The sequence below is a fragment of the Bradyrhizobium sp. AZCC 2289 genome (assembly GCF_036924615.1).
Taxonomy (GTDB): Bacteria; Pseudomonadota; Alphaproteobacteria; order Rhizobiales; family Xanthobacteraceae; genus Bradyrhizobium.
On sequence record NZ_JAZHRY010000001.1, the window covers coordinates 8724938 to 8742063 of the forward strand.

At 59.1% G+C, this 17126-nt stretch carries 18 protein-coding genes and 1 pseudogene; 10 read left to right on the top strand and 9 right to left on the bottom strand.

Features of this window, described 5'->3' with window-relative positions; genetic code table 11:
* Positions 1 to 46: 46 nt before the first annotated feature.
* A complete protein-coding gene (locus tag V1289_RS40845) occupies positions 47 to 286 on the bottom strand; it encodes a hypothetical protein (RefSeq protein ID WP_334404882.1) in 240 nt (79 codons plus the stop codon).
* Between the two features lie 529 nt (positions 287 to 815).
* Here V1289_RS40845 and V1289_RS40850 point away from each other — a divergent pair.
* On the top strand, positions 816 to 1265 hold the full coding sequence (locus V1289_RS40850) for a M10 family metallopeptidase C-terminal domain-containing protein (protein WP_334404883.1): 450 nt from the start codon (positions 816 to 818) through the stop codon (positions 1263 to 1265).
* Between the two features lie 196 nt (positions 1266 to 1461).
* On the opposite strand, the gene V1289_RS40855 is transcribed toward V1289_RS40850, so the two are convergent.
* The 4 genes from V1289_RS40855 to V1289_RS40870 all read right to left on the bottom strand — a co-directional run bounded on the left by V1289_RS40855 (position 1462) and on the right by V1289_RS40870 (position 4526).
* Positions 1462 to 2619, bottom strand: coding sequence for an ISAs1 family transposase (locus V1289_RS40855; RefSeq protein ID WP_334404885.1), 1158 nt, complete (start codon positions 2617 to 2619; stop codon positions 1462 to 1464).
* 966 nt (positions 2620 to 3585) lie between these two features.
* Positions 3586 to 3750: an ADP-ribosylglycohydrolase family protein gene (locus V1289_RS40860; RefSeq protein WP_334404887.1), complete on the bottom strand. Its 165-nt coding sequence runs from the start codon at positions 3748 to 3750 to the stop codon at positions 3586 to 3588.
* Between the two features lie 171 nt (positions 3751 to 3921).
* Positions 3922 to 4335: a hypothetical protein gene (locus V1289_RS40865; RefSeq protein WP_334404889.1), complete on the bottom strand. Its 414-nt coding sequence runs from the start codon at positions 4333 to 4335 to the stop codon at positions 3922 to 3924.
* Entirely contained in the window at positions 4332 to 4526 is a 195-nt protein-coding gene (locus tag V1289_RS40870) for a hypothetical protein (RefSeq protein ID WP_334404891.1), read from the bottom strand. The genes V1289_RS40865 and V1289_RS40870 overlap by 4 nt, the downstream gene beginning before the upstream one ends.
* 310 nt (positions 4527 to 4836) lie before the next feature.
* Between V1289_RS40870 and V1289_RS40875 the strand changes: the two genes are divergently transcribed.
* The 3 genes and pseudogenes from V1289_RS40875 to V1289_RS40885 form a co-directional block, all read left to right on the top strand.
* Entirely contained in the window at positions 4837 to 5025 is a 189-nt protein-coding gene (locus V1289_RS40875; protein WP_334404893.1) for a hypothetical protein, read from the top strand.
* Between the two features lie 1267 nt (positions 5026 to 6292).
* The gene (locus tag V1289_RS40880) at positions 6293 to 8389 is read left to right on the top strand and encodes a hypothetical protein (protein WP_334404895.1); all 2097 of its coding nucleotides are present in this window, start codon (positions 6293 to 6295) and stop codon (positions 8387 to 8389) included.
* 77 nt (positions 8390 to 8466) lie between these two features.
* Positions 8467 to 8793: pseudogene (locus tag V1289_RS40885) on the top strand (DsrE family protein); the annotation flags it as partial.
* Between the two features lie 264 nt (positions 8794 to 9057).
* Here the strand turns inward: V1289_RS40885 and V1289_RS40890 are convergent.
* Genes V1289_RS40890 through V1289_RS40905 form a run of 4 tightly spaced genes read right to left on the bottom strand, consistent with a single transcriptional unit; the run spans position 9058 to position 11721 of the window.
* The gene (locus V1289_RS40890; RefSeq protein ID WP_334404897.1) at positions 9058 to 10068 is read right to left on the bottom strand and encodes a glycosyltransferase family 2 protein; all 1011 of its coding nucleotides are present in this window, start codon (positions 10066 to 10068) and stop codon (positions 9058 to 9060) included.
* A 3-nt stretch (positions 10069 to 10071) separates the two neighbouring features.
* Entirely contained in the window at positions 10072 to 10785 is a 714-nt protein-coding gene (locus V1289_RS40895) for a class I SAM-dependent methyltransferase (protein ID WP_334404899.1), read from the bottom strand.
* Between the two features lie 5 nt (positions 10786 to 10790).
* Positions 10791 to 11468, bottom strand: coding sequence for a class I SAM-dependent methyltransferase (locus V1289_RS40900; protein WP_334404901.1), 678 nt, complete (start codon positions 11466 to 11468; stop codon positions 10791 to 10793).
* A gap of 49 nt (positions 11469 to 11517) precedes the next feature.
* Positions 11518 to 11721: a hypothetical protein gene (locus V1289_RS40905; protein ID WP_334404903.1), complete on the bottom strand. Its 204-nt coding sequence runs from the start codon at positions 11719 to 11721 to the stop codon at positions 11518 to 11520.
* 282 nt (positions 11722 to 12003) lie between these two features.
* Here V1289_RS40905 and rfbF point away from each other — a divergent pair, with 282 nt between their 5' ends.
* The 6 genes from rfbF to V1289_RS40935 all read left to right on the top strand — a co-directional run bounded on the left by rfbF (position 12004) and on the right by V1289_RS40935 (position 17089).
* Positions 12004 to 12774, top strand: coding sequence for a glucose-1-phosphate cytidylyltransferase (gene rfbF / locus V1289_RS40910; protein ID WP_334404904.1), 771 nt, complete (start codon positions 12004 to 12006; stop codon positions 12772 to 12774).
* Positions 12771 to 13844, top strand: a complete 1074-nt coding sequence (gene rfbG, locus V1289_RS40915) for a CDP-glucose 4,6-dehydratase (protein ID WP_334404906.1) — start codon at positions 12771 to 12773, stop codon at positions 13842 to 13844. The genes rfbF and rfbG overlap by 4 nt, the downstream gene beginning before the upstream one ends.
* Positions 13845 to 13884: 40 nt before the next feature.
* Positions 13885 to 14802 (top strand): NAD-dependent epimerase/dehydratase family protein, encoded by a 918-nt coding sequence (locus tag V1289_RS40920; RefSeq protein WP_334404908.1) that lies wholly within the window; start codon positions 13885 to 13887, stop codon positions 14800 to 14802.
* Positions 14783 to 15595 carry a transketolase gene (locus V1289_RS40925; protein ID WP_334404910.1) on the top strand — a complete coding sequence of 271 codons (813 nt, stop codon included), beginning with the start codon at positions 14783 to 14785 and terminating at the stop codon, positions 15593 to 15595. Before V1289_RS40920 ends, V1289_RS40925 begins: the two co-directional genes overlap by 20 nt.
* A complete protein-coding gene (locus V1289_RS40930; protein WP_334404912.1) occupies positions 15592 to 16521 on the top strand; it encodes a transketolase family protein in 930 nt (309 codons plus the stop codon). The genes V1289_RS40925 and V1289_RS40930 overlap by 4 nt, the downstream gene beginning before the upstream one ends.
* Before the next feature lie 172 nt (positions 16522 to 16693).
* A complete protein-coding gene (locus tag V1289_RS40935; RefSeq protein ID WP_334404913.1) occupies positions 16694 to 17089 on the top strand; it encodes a GtrA family protein in 396 nt (131 codons plus the stop codon).
* The last annotated feature ends 37 nt before the right edge of the window (positions 17090 to 17126 follow it).

Sequence of the window (17126 nt, forward strand, 5' to 3'; positions counted from 1 at the left end):
ATGGAATCTTGGCAATCTTTCGTCAGACTTCGCTGGCCGACAGCAACTAGCGCATCAACCCGAACCAATTGAACCTCGCTGGTTTCGTCGTCTTCTTCACGACCTGCAACCCAACGTCTTGGAGATCGATTAGCGTGCGTTTGCCGGATCGTGCACACCGAATGAGTTCGTCGGCGATGCGCTTTCGCAGGTCATTGTGTCCGTTATCCGCAGGGATCTTCTTGCAGACGTAATCCAGGGCCGCGGTCATATTGGCAATCGTGTTCTGATCAAACTCCGTCAGCATGCTCGGCTCTTGATTTATCCCGTCCCTATTTTCCCGTCGCCTTCAGGCCAAGTTCAACCTGCCGGCGGATGGCTTCCGAGCGGCCGCTAGACGCCATCACTGTTTCTCACCGGGGGCGCTGGGCTGAGATGCTGGCGGGGGAGTTTCCGCTGCAGGTGTCACAGCAACGCAGTCACCCGCCCAAATCTTGGTGCCTTTGACGGTGCCGACCAGCTTGCATCCCGTTGGCGCTTGCGGCTTGGCCAGCGCAGGCGGCTTTTTCGCCGCTTTCGGCGGAGCGCCCTGAGCAAGCGCGCTCGTTGCAAAAAGTAGGGCAATGATTCCGATTAGCTGCTTCATAGTTCTTCCCCTCGACTTTGAACGTTTACTTCCCTTTAGCCTTCAGCCCCAGTTCTACCAGCCGGCGAGTTTACGCCATTCTTGGCCAAACGCACTTGTTGCTCTGCAACCTTGATGGTTTCGATCCTATCCCGAAATTTGCTGATCTCGCGAAAGGCGTCTTGACGATCGTTTCCGGACGGCAGCTTGCGTGCAGCCGCAGAAAGCTTTGCCGCCAAGTCTAGGAGCTGGGACCAACAACGATGACGTGCTCATCGGCAACTTGGCAAATTACGTCCTGACCGGTGGCGGTGGCCACGACATCCTGACTGGCGGAGCCGGCAATGATACGTTCAGGTTCAACGATCAATCGGACAGCCCGGCCGGGCCCCTTGGGGCAGGGATCTTTAACAGCCTGGATCAGATCACCGATTTCACGCCCGGCCAGGACCACATCGATCTCCGAGGCCTGGCTAACGAAACCGCCGGTCACGCGCCGCTGAACTTTACCGATCACTTCACCGGTGCAGCCGGTCAAGTCGTTGCCGCCTTCATGGTGGCGGCTACCGACCTCAATGGCGACCATGCTGCTGATTTCGAGATCTTCGTGCACACGACAGAGTCACACGTTCATCTCACCGCGTCGGATTTCCTGCTGTAGCGCAATCGGATCGTGGAAGCGTTGTTGCCAGTCCTTGTCCACCACGGACCTTATCGCTCTGACCCGGTGCCACGGCTTGCGAACTGCAGGTCAATGGGCGTCAGCGGTGTGGGAGTTTTGGGGCCGCCGTCCTCATATCTCGATGCCAAGTCCAGAAGGCGCCCCTTGATGCACGGCACGGAATCCAGGTTAACGGTCACGCGATTTGAAGGATTTCGAGCAGGAAGGCGGGATTCCAGCTTGCTCGCTTTCGTCTTGTCTTGACACTTCCCTTGGCATTGTTGGCACGGACGAGATCGAGGGCGAAGCGTCGGACGACGGCCATATTCTTTGCGCCGTGACCGGCCCGATATCGCGACAAGTCATCGCCGAATTCGACGTCGAGGAGCCAATGCATGCTTTCGACAGCCCAATGACCACGTATGGCCCGGGCGATCCGGTCGATGTCGTTTGTGACCGAACAGATGAAGTAGCGTGTGTCGAAGGTGGAGCGGTCGGCATGCGCGACACGGCTGTCGACCTTGACGAGGGTCTTGATGCCGATGAAGCGCGGCTGGCCCGGATAGCTGCGCTCCGAAGCGATCCAGTCGACCTTGTTGGAGGCGGTATAGGTGCGTGTCTCGATGCGGCCGTGGCCCTTTTCGACGGTGGTCTTGGTGACGACCTCGGTGTTGGGCGCGCCGTGAAAATAGTCGGCGACCTCGGTTTCGAGATTGGGCTGATTGCCCTTGAGGGCGAGCAGATAGTCGGCCTTGTGGGCGATGATCTTTTCGGCGATGTCGACTTGGCAGCCCATGGCATCGATGGTGACCAGCGCGCCTTGCAGCTGCTTTGTCTCGGCGAGGTGGTCGAGCAGATCCGGGATGGCGGTGATTTCGTTGGTCTTCTCCGGCACGCTCAGTTGCGCCAGGGTCAGCCGCGCCACGGTCGCGTAGGCGCTGAGCGTGTGCAGGGCCTTGAGCCCCTTGCGCCGGTCGTGAGTCCGCCGTGCCGTCTTGCCGTCGATGGCGATGAACTCATGGCGGCCCGGCCATTGGGCCGCCACCCAGTTCTCGAAGCAGAGCGCGAACAGCGTCGGATCGACCCGGTTGAAGAGATGGCGCAGCCAACGTTCGCACGGGATACCGTGATGGTAGTCCGAGAACCGGCGCAGGAAGGCGAGATTGTGCTCGCCCCAGTCGGCAATCTCGTCGAAATCGTCACAGGAAGCGATCGTCGCGCAGGTCACCAGCAGCACCTCCTTCAGCGGGTACATCACCCGCCAGGGTTCGCGGCTATCGTCGAGGTCGGAAAAATGCTGCAAAAGCACCGCAAGCCGTGCCCGCGGCGCGTCCTGGTCGATAATCTGGCCCATGATCGCGCTCCATGAAGAATCAGAGCCACCACGGAATCACAGCCCGCGCGTCAACACAAAATCAGCCTGCCAACCCCGTTAACCTGACTTCCGTGCCGTGCCCCTTGATGAAGGGATCATTGGCCTTCTCGGCCAAATCGCGCACTGTGCGGGCTCGTTGCTTCTTAAATTGCTCGTCCAACATGACTAAACCCCAAACGCCACTGACTGAAAGGCCGGATGCTAGCTCAAAACAACGGCTGGAAAAATAGCTAACGGGGTCAGGCCAAAAGGCCGGCCGGCCCGAGTGAAGCGGCCTGCAGGGCGAGGTTGTGAGACTGTTAGTGCCAACGCCTAGAAATTGGCCCCTTTCGGGGGCATATTCTTGGGATGGCAATCAGCGTCCTGTTCTCCTGTCCAAGGTGCGGCCGGGTCTATCGTGCCAGCCAAAACTTGCTTGACCGGGACGCCCGGCAACCCGGACGGTTCGACTGTACGGTCTGTCGAACAACGGTCCATTCATGGAGTGGGGCTTACGATTACGCCATCTGGACGCCACTCGATATTCAAGCCCCGCCCTAAGATAAGAAATGGAAACGGCCCCAGCGCGGGGTTTGAGGTCGCGCCAGGACCGCCAAGGGCCGTCTGCCTGTGGCAGCGAAATTGCCACTTTTTCCCGATAGGAATGATTCAGCGTCTTGGATAGGGACGCTCAAGGAGGGGCGGCCCCGGCGCTACTAGCCCCGGGCTGGGGCCGTTTCCTTTTGGTGATCCGACCACAGGCGCGCCTCAATGCCAACCGAACGAATGACCGATTTGGCGCAGCATCAACGACACCGCGCCCCAGTATCGGCCGTAGTAATATTGCTGATCGACCAAAAATGCGGCGGCGGCAACAACCACTATTATTCCGAATACTCTCATAGCAAGCTACCCCGCTACTTTTGACAGTGTGCCGGGCTCCGTTCACGAACTCCGCGCCGACGTTCAATCGTCGCCCCATTGACCTTTCGTCACATCAAAATGGCGACCAAGCTTGAAATTCTCTCGCATGTCGGCGAGGCGCTTTTTATCCACACGACGTTGCTGCCATCCTTCATAGAAAGAATAGAGCACAAACGCCAATGAAACTCCGACGAAAAGTCCCCACATGACGCGCCTTTCGCGTCTCCTCTCGCGGAGAGCTTCGAACTTACCCCGACATTCTTAGCATGTACCGTGCCAACAACGGGACAGTATGGGGCCTTTTCTTTTGAGAGCGGCCTCTTCGTCGTCAGTTCGATCCACAGGTGTTAGCCAAACGCGCCGATCAGCGGGCGGTGCTCAATCCAGCGCGAGGATACCTAAACCTGTAAGCCTCGGTATCCCTTCTCGCATCTCAACAAAGCCGAGGTCTATCAGCGCAGCTAGGTCATTTTCGCTGACGGGCGACAATTTCGTTCGCTTGCCTCTGATGTCGCGCATGGCCCAGCGGAGGCGGATCGCGGTGTCAAGGTCTAGTCCGGCGAGCAATGACTTTGCTTGCTGTGCTCGTCTCACCGCACTTTCCGCATCGGTCGGAGCGGCAACTACAGCGGTTTCAATCGCCGGCTCCACATTGTTTGACTGGCGAGAGAGAACTGGGGGCGCGGGCTCCTCATCGAAGAAAGTAGGAGGCGAGGGTTCTGTATTGGTCGAAATCAGGGGAGGCTCGCTTAATATATCCGCAAGCAGCGACTGAAGTTTTTCCGTACTCATTTTTTTACCTTCAGCCCCAACTCGGAGCGATCAATGGCCGGGTCGTTGGTGGCAATCCATTTGTCTACCAGCTCAATCTGTTCCGCGTTGATAACCGACCCTAGAAATCCATCCTGCTCGGTTTGTGTTAACGCCTGCTTTGCTTTCGCGGCACTCACAGCGGCAGCGAGCTGCGCTTCCGTAGGCTGCATGATTTACCACCCCAAAGTCTACCAAATAGCTCCCACCAGCATACAATCGCAGGGCGAATAGCGACAGGGCCGGATTTTTCAGCAATCAGCGCTACCCAAGCTCGCTTTTAAAAGAGCTAACAGCCGAAGATGGTATTTCGGGAAAACAGGCCATCGGGCCGTGACGATAGCCCGCCGGGTTCCATTGGGGCTTGCTCGGCCGCGTTGGCGGTTTTAAAAAGGTGTCCAGGGCTGGCGGCGGCAGGGATGGTTGCGCCGCTGCCCGTGTTTGCGGAAGTGTAGGGCAGGCGTTACCCCTGGGGAGGGTGCAATGACCGTTGCTGAATTGATCGAGAAGTTATTGGCGCTTCCGGATAAGACTGCGCGCGTGGTGAAAAGTGCCGGACCATTTGATGGCTTGAATGAACCAGGCCTCATTTATGACGGCTATGTCGACCGGGATATGCAATTTCCAGTTCAGGCTACTGATCCAGACGCAATCCACGTCGTTTATCTTTGATAGCGGCCGTACCCATTTCTTGGCGTCGAATTCTGGCGGATGAATTTCGGTCGACCTCCGCGTTTCTCCGCATTGGCGCGGAGGATGATCACGCCGAAAAAATGCAGACGCGCGATGGTCGACCAAAACTTTGACGCGATCCGCAGTCGTGCGATGCGTGACGTTAAGATCCAAGCGGCGCAGGCGGTGAAGAAAAACTAGCTTCTGCAGGTTCTGAAGGCCATTAGCGATAGTTCGGAAATGGAGGAAATCGCAAAGCCTCGCCCGTGGCCGTGTGTGGGCGAGCCGGGCCTGAATGCTATCCGGGTCCTGTCGCCATCCGCCGGCCTCAAGGTGTTTGCCTTTGGCCGGGCCCGGAGCGTCCAGATCGTCCTCAAGCGCCAACGCTTCCAGTTCGGCCAGCAGTTGGTCCCGTAGGACTACGGAGGCTTCATGCGACAGGTTAGGGGGCGGTTTGCCATTTGTGCCCTGGCGAGGCCCCTGGAGCGGTTTTGCTGGCGGGCCGGACAAACCGGCCAGTCCGAAGATCGGATGTGTGGACCAGCGTTAGAGGATGTGCTCCCAATTTGCTAGCGACGCACACTCGACTCTGAACGATTTGCTCTCGTGAGCCGTAACTATCCGGCTTCCTCAACTGATCGGATGAGAACCCCCTTCGCCGGTTGCATTGCCAGCTGAAGTTTCCAGCGCCTCGTGCTCTGCAGCGAGTTCCGACCCCCGGAACAAATGACTATTATCTTGAGGCCTTTGATGGGGTGGAGTAGGGTCTGCGTACTCGCGAAGTTTTTTTAAAAATGGATAACTGCTTCGAGTAGGCGTCTTTTACATGCGCCGTACGATCGACACCGCTCCAAAGGATGGGCAATTCGTCATTCTTGAGGATGACGAGAGTGGAAGCCTCGAGCTCGCTCAGTGGTCGGCTGAGGCGCGTGGGTGGGTCAAGGAAAATGGCGAGCTAAGCAAGATCACGCCGACGCATTGGCAAACAACGCATCTTCCACAAGAAGGCGATGAATTTTTTCTGCAAGATGAATTTATTCCGCAAAAGGAAACTGGATCGAGCGACCCCTCGCCGTCGCGAGAGTCCCGCTTCTTTCTTTTCCCCTCGGGCCAGGCTGCGCTCCAACGGCGGGGGGCGACGGATGTACTTCGTCAGGTTGCGAACGCGGACACTGTCGTCCGGCTGGGGGCGCGGGCCGCGCAGGGCAAATCGGAGCGCGAACCGCGCGCGCGGCGCTGGTTTGCCGTCTCCTCGATCGCCGCAGTCATGGTCGGGGCGGCGCTCATCGGCTGGTATTTCCACGCCGAGCTCGCCGCCTATGTGACGCGATACAGCGGTGAGCTGAATAACGTCAGGATTGGCACAGACGGCGTTGAGGTCGTCGAGCAAAAGACCCCGGTTCCAATCCAGGACGCGCAGAAAGCCGACTCATTGGCGCGGGATCCGGCTCTTCCTCAGCAAGCCGGCCGGGTGAGCTCACAGGCGCCGCGGGATACTGCGCAGGACAAGCAAGGTGCGGAGGTGACCCGGCCGGAAGCGCAACAGCCTTTGGATAAGGAGCGGCGCCGCGCAGACGCTCCAGCAAATGAGCAGACGGCGCAGCTCAGTCAGGCCGCGGAAACCGCGACGGCGGAGCTGCGACAGGCTCTGCAGAAGGAACGCGACAGGGCCGAGGCACTGGCGGGCGAGCTGGCAAAGGCACGACGTGACATCGAAACGCAGCTGGCGTTGCCGAGCAAGGCGCGTGACCAGGCGGCGCAGCGCAATCAGGCCGCCGAGAAGGCGACCGCAGAGCTGCGACAGTCCCTGAAGACCGAGCACGACAGGGCCGAGGCACTGACTGGCGAGCTTGCAAAGGCGCGGCGGGACCTCGAGACGCAGCTGGCGCTGTCAAGCAAGGCGGGCGACGAGGCGGTGCAGGTGAAGAAGGCCGCCGAGAGCGCGACCGCAGAGCTGCGACAGTCTCTGCAGAAGGAGCGCGACAGGGCCGAGGCGCTTACGAGCGAACTGGCGAAGGCGAAGCGGGACACCGAGACCCAGCTGGCGCTGTCGAGCAAGGCGGGCGAGGCGGCGGTGCAGGAAAAGAAGGCCGCCGAGAGCGCGACGGCGGAGCTGCGACAGTCTCTGCAGAAGGAGCACGACAGGGCCGAGGCACTAACTGGCGAGCTTGCAAAGGCGCGGCGGGACCTCGAGACGCAGCTGGCGCCCTCAAGCAAGGCGGGCCAGGAGGCGGCGCAGGTGAAGAAGGCCGCCGAGAGCGCGACCGCAGAGCTGCGACAGTCGCTGCAGAAGGAGCGCGACAGGGCCGAGGCGCTTACGAGCGAACTGGCGAAGGCGAAGCGGGAAATCGAGACCCAGGTGGCGCTGTCGAGCAAGGCGGGCGAGGCGGCGGTGCAGGAAAAGAAGGCCGCCGAGAGCGCGACGGCGGAGCTGCGACAGTCGCTGCAGAAGGAGCACGACAGGGCCGAGGCGCTGACGAGCGAGCTGGCGAGGGCGCGACGGGACCTCGAGACGCAGCTGGCGCTGTCAAGCAAGGCGGGCGAGGAGGCGGCGCAGGTGAAGAAGGCCGCTGATAGCGCGACCGCAGAGCTCCGACAGTCGCTGCAGAAGGAGCACGACAGGGCCGAGGCACTGACTGGCGAGCTTGCGAGGGCGCGACGGGACCTCGAGACGCAGCTGGCGCCCTCAAGCAAGGCGGGCCAGGAGGCGGCGCAGGTGAAGAAGGCCGCCGAGAACGCGACGGCGGAGCTGCGACAGTCGCTGCAGAAGGAGCACGACAGGGCCGAGGCGCTGACGAGCGAGCTGGCGAAGGCGAAGCGGGACATCGAGACGCAGCTGGCGCTGTCAAGCAAGGCGGGCGAGGAGGCGGCGCAGGTGAAGAAGGCCGCCGAGAGCGCGACGGCGGAGCTGCGACTATCTCTGCAGAAGGAGCGCGACCGGGCCGAGGCGCTGGCGCCGGGTCGTGAATCCATGCAGTCCACGATCGGGGCGCGAAGTGCGGTCGAACGTGCATCGAACAGCCAGATCTCCCAGGTACCACAAGCCGCGGAGGCAGCTGTGACAGAGCAGCCAGCGGCCACTGAGGCGCAAGGCAGTCCGGAAGTGGCCAGGTTGCTGGCGCGCGCCAGTGCGCTGCTCGGCCAGGGAAATATCGGTGCGGCGCGGACAGTGCTTGAGCGCGCTGTCGAGACGGGCAGCGCGCAGGCGAGCTTCATGCTCGCGGAGACATATGATCCCCTCGTTCTTTCCACATGGAAGACATTCGGAACGCGCGGCGATGTGACGAAGGCGCGCGAACTATACGCGAAGGCTCTTGCCGGCGGCATCCAGGAAGCCAAGGATCGATCCGTCGCGTTGCGTTAGTGGGAGGATGACGTTTTGGCATTTACGCACCCGGCCTGGGCTGCGATGGTTGCTGGCTGAAAAGCTGAACTTGGCTCTCGACGATGAATCTCGCGCTCAACAATGCGGCAAATGTCGCGCAATATTACAAGGATCTCGGCGAAAAAGTAGCGATCGAGGTCGTCACTTTCGGTCCCGGCCTGCATATGCTGCGCGACGACACCTCGCCGGTCAAGGCGCGGATCAAGGCAATCAAGGAGAGCACGCCATCCATCTCCTTCAAAGCCTGCGGCAATACCCAAGAAAATATGCACAAGGTCGAAAACAAGGGAATTCGAATTATTCCCGAGGCAACAGTCGTGAAGTCTGGCGTTGTGCGTGTAATGGAGCTGCAGGAGCAAGGCTGGACCTACGTTAGGCCGTGAGACTGAGTTTGGCGCTTGCATCGGCGATCACAGCCGCTCACACAAGCGGCGAAACTGCTCGGTCGCGCCGACGAGGTGCCCGCTGGCAAAACGACGACAGTTCTGACCGGCTCAGGTCGCAGCCGCCAGCAGGCCTGCCACCAACCGGCTTGAAGCGGCGGCTCTCCTTAAACCGCCGCGCCAATCCAGCTTCCTGATCGAGGTTAGCGCACTTCCAATCCGACCAGCGCAACTGGCTGTGGTTCAGGAGGCAACGGCGAAGGCTCAGGGTTTATATGACGGCGGCAGATCAGTGTCACTTCGCTGCCCCGCGTCGCTCGGCGGTGCCGGCGGATCGAAATTGATACGCTCACGCTCCACTACCATCGGCCCGCGGCGTACCTGTGAGTGTATCGCGGTAATGTACTCGCCCATCAGACCAATGAACATCAGTTGGACACCCGAGAAGAAGAAAAGAGCAACGATGATGGTCTGTGTGCCCGCAGGTGCTGCCTGCTGCGTCACCAATGCAAGCAGGAAGATGAAGAGCGCATAGAGGAGCGCGAGGGTGGCAACGCCGAATCCTAGAAAACTGCAAAGGCGCATCGGCGCATTGGTAAAGGAGAAGATACCATTCATCGCCTGATCAATCAGGCGCAGCGCGTTGTTCTTCGAGATGCCGCGGTTCCGTGCCTTCCAGGTGTAGGGGATGATCAGCCGCCGAAAGCCGGCCGAGGCGATAATGCCGCGGATATAGGGGTATTGATCGCGATGGCTGACCACTACCTCCCACACCTTGCGATCGATGAGCTGGAACTCACCCACGTTCTCCGGAATTTCGAAGTCAGAGAGCATGTTCACAATGCGGTAGAAGATGCGCCGGCACGTGCGCAGCGTCCAGGTCTCTTCGCGATTGACGCGCGCGCCGGCTACGACTTCGATGCCATTTTCCCAATGGCGCACCATCTCGGGAATCACCTCCGGCGGATCCTGTAGGTCGACCGGCAGAAAGACGAGAATCGCATCACCCGTCGCATAGCGCAGCGCGTTGAAATTCGAGCGGAAGGGCCCGAAATTTCGCGCATTCAGGATCACCTTCGCGAATTGGTCGGTGCTCGAAATGCGACGAAGGATTTCGACCGTCGCATCCTCCGACGCGTTGTCGGAGAAGATGTGTTCACGCTCGTGATGCGCGAGTGGCCCGTCCGGCGCAAAAAGGGCCAAAACAGCCTGGTAACAGGCTTCGACATTTTCCTCCTCGTTGTAGCATGGAGAAACGATCGTGATGCGCGCCATGAATCAGGCCTGTGCAGTGATGAAGTGAGACTGCGCCAGCCAGCGCGTGGCGGCCGTGGCCTCAAGCACAGGCTCGATCGCAATGCTTGGTTTGACGAACACCTCGGGCAGGCCGGGCAGCAGGAAATCGCGCGTGATCACCTCCACCGCGCGCCAGCCCGCCGCCGGCAGCACGCTGCGCAATTTGCCTGGCGTGAAGGCCATTTCGTCCGGCTCTAGCTTTGCCCAGCGGCGGCCAAACTTCGTCCCGAAGATGAGGGCGCAATAAGGGTTAAGAAAGTTTGGCTCTATAAAGGCGAGGCCGCCGTTGGACCTGGTCACGCCGTGTAGCGCTCGTAGTACGTCGGGCAACCGTAGTATCAGGTGGTGCAAAATGCCGTTACCACAAACCATGTCGAAACGGCCGAAGGCGAGCGGCGTATCCCCTAACAAATCGAATAGTTCATAGCGAAGATTAGGGGCCGCGTGACGCGCGCGCGCCTCAGTCACGAATCTCTCGCTAATATCGACCGCAACGATCTCCGCTTTGCTGTGCTCGGCCAGATAAGCCGCAGTATCGCCAGTGCCGCTGCCGATCTCGAACACGCGCCGAGCCCCAAGTCGCTCGATCTGCGTTACAAACCAGTCGCCCCGTCGGCGCATACGCAGTGGCGTGGAGCCCACCGGCTTAAAAACCTGGTTGAAGCCACGCTCATCCTGCAGAACCGTTCGGGACATGAGAATCAAACCTTCCGTGCGAAGATGCCGTAGCCGAGCGGATCGTTCTTCGATCCCCACCCGAAGCGAAGTGAAAGATGCGCCAAGCCAACCGACAGCATCGCTGCCGGGCCTGCCACCAGTAGCAACGGCAGAAGCCATGGCCGGGTGGGTTTCGCCAGTCGCATGCAGACGACGACAAGCTTGTTCGCGATCACCGCAAAATCGTCGCCGCGCTCTTCGACCGCTACTCCTTCGAAGCCCGGGAACATCTGCACGAGACGATAGCGGGTGAATCGGTGATAGTCATGGGGTGCGTGATGCACGCGGGCTGCAAAGGGCACTGTGGCGACAAGCGTGCCGCCCGGCCGCAGCACACGATGCATTTCGGCGATCAACGCCACCGGATTCTCAACATGTTCCAGGACCTCGGTGCAGAGAATGTGATCCTGACTGGCATCCGGGAAAGGGATGGTGACGCCGTCGAAATCCACAATCTCGGGATGGCGGCCCATGCCGAAATCGTTGGCGGCTGGCACGTCAAGTCCGGTGTAACGCGCGGCTTCCGGTAGCAGGCTGCGAAAGGGCATCTCGCCACAGCCGACGTCCAGCACGCTGCCTTTCATCACCATCAGATGCGGCATGAGGAATCGCTTGCAGGTGAGTAGTTGAAGGTCCACCACCATGCGCGCAGCGAAGGCCAACCGGCCCAACATGCCGGCGTTCCGCCGGATCGGGATGGGCTTGAATTCCTCAGCAGGAGCGGTGCTCATGTTGCTTCCCATAGCTGAAGTTGAACGGGAACGTTAAGCTTGTTCCGCCGGATTCGGCGATTTGATCTCTTTCGTCCAATACAAGGTCGGCATCGAAATTTCGAACCGTTCCGCTTTCCGCCATGCTCGATTCCGGCGAATCGCCAGTTTGAACGGGCTCATCTTGATGTGCCTGATCTATCATAATATGAGCTCGCTATCTATTGTACGATGGCTGCAAACACCCTGCAACCTCGACGGTAAAAAAGCTCACGAGCTGGTCGAGCGCGGCCCATAGACCGCCTCCTGTTCGATAAGTCGCCGTATCGATCAGCGTTGCCAATCGTGGCTGTTGCCAAAGCGCGAGACCCCGGTCCAAACGAAAGCGCCGCTGTTGCAATAAAGCGTTGTGTCGTCTAGAGCTCAGAGCTGTGGAATGTCAGCTTTTGCAGACTGATTGCGCTCTCCTACCTCTTTTAGGAAGATCATGAAGGTCGTCATTCTTGCGGGCGGATTGGGTACTCGCATTTCGGAAGAGACTACGATCAAGCCCAAGCCGATGGTTGAGATCGGCGGGCGTCCGATCCTGTGGCATATCATGAAAATCTACAGCCATTATGGACTGACGGATTTCGTCGTTTGTCTGGGTTATAAGGGCTACGTGATCAAGGAATATTTTGCTAACTATTTCCTTCATATGTCAGATGTGACTTTCCATTTGGCCGAAAACCGGATGGAGGTGCACCGCGAGACCGCCGAGTCATGGCGCGTAACGCTGGTCGACACGGGCGAAGAAACCATGACCGGAGGTCGGCTCAAGCGGGCGCTGCCTTATGTCGGTGATGACGACGTTTTCGCCCTTACGTATGGGGACGGCGTTGCGGACATCAATATCGCTGAGGAACTTGAGTTTCACAAGAGGCACGGTCGCAAGGCGACTGTGACGGCGGTGAGGCCGGCCAAGCGTTTCGGCGCGATTGCGATCGAAGGCGATCGGGTCTCTAGTTTCAGAGAAAAGCCGGACGACGATGGTGGATGGATTAACGGTGGTTTTTTTCTGCTGTCCCCTTCGGTGGGCGAGTTGATTGCTGACGACAAGACCGTTTGGGAGCGGGAGCCCATGGAAGCCCTAGCCTCACAGGATCAACTGCGTGCGTTCTCGCATCACGGATTTTGGCATCCGATGGATACCATGCGCGACAAGAACTTTCTCGAGGAGGAGTGGGCAAGCGGTCGGGCCAAGTGGAGAACGTGGTGATTGAGCCCAGCTTTTGGCGAGATCGGCGCGTTTTTTTAACCGGGCACACCGGTTTCAAGGGCGCATGGATGGCGCTCGTGCTGAAATCAATGGGCGCCAAGGTCTCTGGTTTCTCTTTGCCGCCGGAGGACGACCGCGGTATCTTCGTTGCGGCGAGGGTCGCTGATGATGTCCATCATCATCTGGGAGACATCCGAGATTACGACAGTTTGAGGACCTCACTGGGTGAGGCGGAGCCGTCCGTGGTCATCCACATGGCGGCTCAAGCGCTTGTGCGACGATCCTATGTCGCGCCTGTCGAAACCTACTCCACCAATGTGATGGGGACGGTCCACTTGCTTGAGGCCGTGCGCCAGCAACCAACAGTCAAGGCCGTGGTCGTCGTTACCAGCGACAAGGTCTATGAGAACTTGAACAGATCGTGGGGTTATCGAGAGGTGGATCATCTCGGCGGCTACGATCCGTACAGCAACAGTAAGGCTTGTACGGAGCTAGTCGTTGACTCGTATCGCCGCTGCTTCTTCCGCGTGGATGGGGCGGCGCTTGTGGCAACGGGGCGGGCCGGCAACGTGATCGGAGGTGGCGACTGGGCTCAGGATCGACTCGTCCCCGATGCAATCAGGGCGTTTTCCAAGGGATTGCCCCTTCTTATTCGTCACCCCGCTGCAGTTCGTCCTTGGCAACATGTGCTTGACCCGGTGCTCGCGTATCTTCTACTCGCGGAACGACTTGTAAAGGAAGGTGACCGCTTTGCGGGGTCATGGAATTTCGGGCCCTCTGCGGCGAGCGAAGTCCCAGTTGAAAATATCGTTCAGGAATTGGTGCGGGCTTGGGGCGAGGGCGCGAGTTGGACGCGCGATGTCGGTGAACATCCGCACGAGGCTGCTTACTTGAAGCTTGACTGTTCCAAAGCGATCCACAAGCTCGGGTGGGGCGCGATCCTCTGTCTAGAGCGGGCCCTCTCCTTGACCATTGAGTGGTATAAGGCTGAGCAGCGCGGCGCTGACATGAAAGCGATAAGCTTGGATCAGATCCACGCGGTGCTCTCGGCAGGCGGCAGCAAGAGCTAGTGTGCGCTGCTAAGCCGATGGGATTTAGCGGAGCGTGGCGATGCGAATATTTGTGACCGGCGCGAGTGGGTTTCTTGGGTCTTATTTAGTAGCCGACCTGCTCGAGCATGGCCATCAGGTCGCGGTCCTGCTCCGTGCGGGCGGGGATCCATGGCGTATTTCGGAGCAACTTTCGCGTCTGACCACGATCACTGGTGATTTCGACGACATCGAAACCCTGCGCGGGCCGCTCACCACGTTTCAGCCAGATGCGGTCGCCCATCTGGCCTGGCGTGGCGTCGGCAACGCCGATCGCAACAGCCCAATCCAGGCCCACAATATTCCGGACACGCTGGATCTAGCCGCGCTCAGCATGAAGGCTGGCGCGACGATATTTGTCGGCGCCGGGTCGCAGGCAGAATACGGACCTTATTCGCGCCGCATCCGTGAGAGCGATGTTCCCGGTCCCACCACACTCTATGGGCGCGCCAAGCTCGCTGCAGGGGCGATGGCCGGCCAGCTCTGTGCCGAGGGTGGCGCGCGGTTCGCATGGCTTCGGATCTTCTCGACCTACGGGCCGAAGGACGCACCGAACTGGCTGATTCCGAGCATGATGCGGACGCTCCGGGACGGAAAGCGGATGTCGCTGACCCAGTGCGAGCAGCGCTGGGGGTTTCTGCATGCGCGCGATGCTGCCTCGGCCTTTCGACTGGCGATAACCCGCAAAGATGCCGAGGGAGTTTTCAACCTGGGGAGTTACGATGCCCCACCCTTGCGCGAAACCGTCACGGCGCTTCGCGATCTTGTCAACCCGAACGCGGATCTTGGCTTTGGCGATATTCCCTATCGCCCGGATCAGGTCATGATACTACAAGCTGATATCAGTCGCCTCGAAGCCCTCGGTTGGCGACCACAGATCGGACTTCAGGAGGGTCTTTCCGAAACCGTGACATGGTACAATGCGCACCAACGAAATTGATCCGCATGATTTTGCTCGCCGCATTCGAGCCCATGCATTGCGCATGGTCTTCAAAGCGCGATCTTCCCATATCGGCAGCTGCCTTTCGATGGCCGATATTCTCGCGATACTCTATACGCGCATCATGCGCATCGATCCTCGGCAACCGCTGCTGGCGGAGCGCGATCGTTTCATCGTGAGCAAGGGTCATGCCGCGGCGATCATCTACGCGACGCTGGCCGAGCGCGGCTATATTCCGCTCTCGGATTTGGACGACTACTGCGCTAACGGCTCCGCTCTCACGGGACACGTCAGCCATGCGGTACCAGGCGTCGAAGTGTCGACAGGCTCGCTCGGCCATGGCCTGCCAATAGCGGTGGGTATGGCGGTTGCGGCAAAGTCTGCCGGAATGAAGAGTCGCATATATTGTCTACTCAGCGACGGGGAGTGCGACGAGGGCTCCAATTGGGAGGCGATCCTGTTTTCGCCACATCACAAGCTCGATAACCTCATCGCCATCGTCGATTTCAATAAGATCCAAAGCTTCGGAAGAGTATCCGAGGTTCTGAACCTCGAACCGTTCGCCGACAAATGGCGTGCTTTTGGTTGGGAAACTTTGGAGGTCGATGGCCACGATATTATTTCGCTGGAGAAAAATTTCGCGGCACCACCGGTGCCAGGCAAACCGCGCGTCCTGATCGCCCACACAATCAAAGGCCGGGGTGTATCGTTCATGGAAGATAAGCTTGAATGGCACTACAAATCCCCGTCCGATGAACAGCTCAAAGCTGCCTTGGCTGAGATTGGTGCATGAGAAACAATTTTATCGCTACCCTGGCGGATGTCGCCGCGCAGAATCCGAAAATTTGGCTTCTCTCTGGTGACCTGGGGTACTCGGTGCTGGAACCATTTGCTGCGCGTTTCCCCGATAGATACCTCAATATGGGAGTCGCGGAGCAGAACATGGCAGGTGTAGCTGCCGGAATCGCACTCAGCGGAAACACGGTTTTCATCTATTCGATTGGTAACTTCCCGACCTTGCGCTGCCTCGAGCAAATTCGGAACGATATCTGCTATCACGGTGCAGACGTTAAGGTCGTCGCCGTCGGTGCCGGCTTTGCTTACGGCAGCCAAGGCTACACGCATCACGCTATTGAAGATGTTGCTATCATGTCGGCTTTGCCTGGCATGGAAGTATTCGTGCCCTGTGATCCCATCGAGGCCCGCATCGCCACGCAGGCCATCGCTGCAAGTGGTTGCCCTTCTTACCTTCGGCTTTCGCGCGCCGGTGAGCCGCTGCTGCATTTAACTCCGCCAAAAGATTTACGCAGACCAAGCGTGCTGCGGCAGGGCCGAGATGTCATAATCTTTGCGAGCGGGCCGATCGCTTCTGCTTGTTTAGCCGCCGCCGACCGCCTCGCCACTGAAGATCTCACGGTTGGCGTTCTGACCGTGCCTTGCATCAAACCCTTCGATGACGCGTTCGCGCAAGAAGTGGCAAACGGGGCCCGGCTTTTTGTTACCGTTGAGGAACATATTCTTCGTGGCGGTCTGCATGCAGGGGTGCTGGCGTCACTCGCGCTCGTTCAGGACAGACCTCCGGTGCTTGGACTTGCTATTCCAGAGCCAACCAGCAAGATAACCAAGGCGGGCGACCGTGAGGCACTCCTCGAGGCGGCTGGACTTTCAGCAGCAACCATTGCCAAGCGTATACGCTCGGCTCTAGCCCAGCTCTCCTAGTTTAGCCGGAAATTCCGATACGAGGCTTCGCTGTAGCAGTCGCGAAACTTCGATCCTTCATTGTAGCGTGGCGTTACAAACGAAATTTTGCCCGCAACATGGCTTCCTTGCTAACTGCCTTCAATGAGGCACGCAAGGTCTCTTGCGTAATTGAGCGGATAGGAGAGGCGTAATGAAAAGTAAGGCGCAGGGTAGGGGTCTCCGCTGGCCCAGCCGCCGCTTCGTACGTTTTCTTATTGTTGGCGGATTCAATACAGCTTTTGGGTTTGCGGTTTTTGCTGTTATCTATGCTATTGCGAACAGCCATCGCATTGCCATCGTGATTGGTACTGTTGTCGGAATTGCGTTTAATTTTTTTACGACAGGAAGTGTGGTATTTGGCAATTGGTCGGCCGGCGCCGCGCTGCCATTCGTGCTCGGCTATGGAGCGGTTCTGATTTTGAATTTGCTCCTGGCCGATCTACTAATCGGCTCAGGCCTAGGCGCGCTTCCCGCCCAAGCGGTGGCGTTGCCCTTCGTGGTGGTGGCGTCCTATTTCATTAATGCCAGGCTAGTATTCAGGCGTTGATGCCTTGTTGCTGCGGGACGAGTTCTGTCTTGTTCGT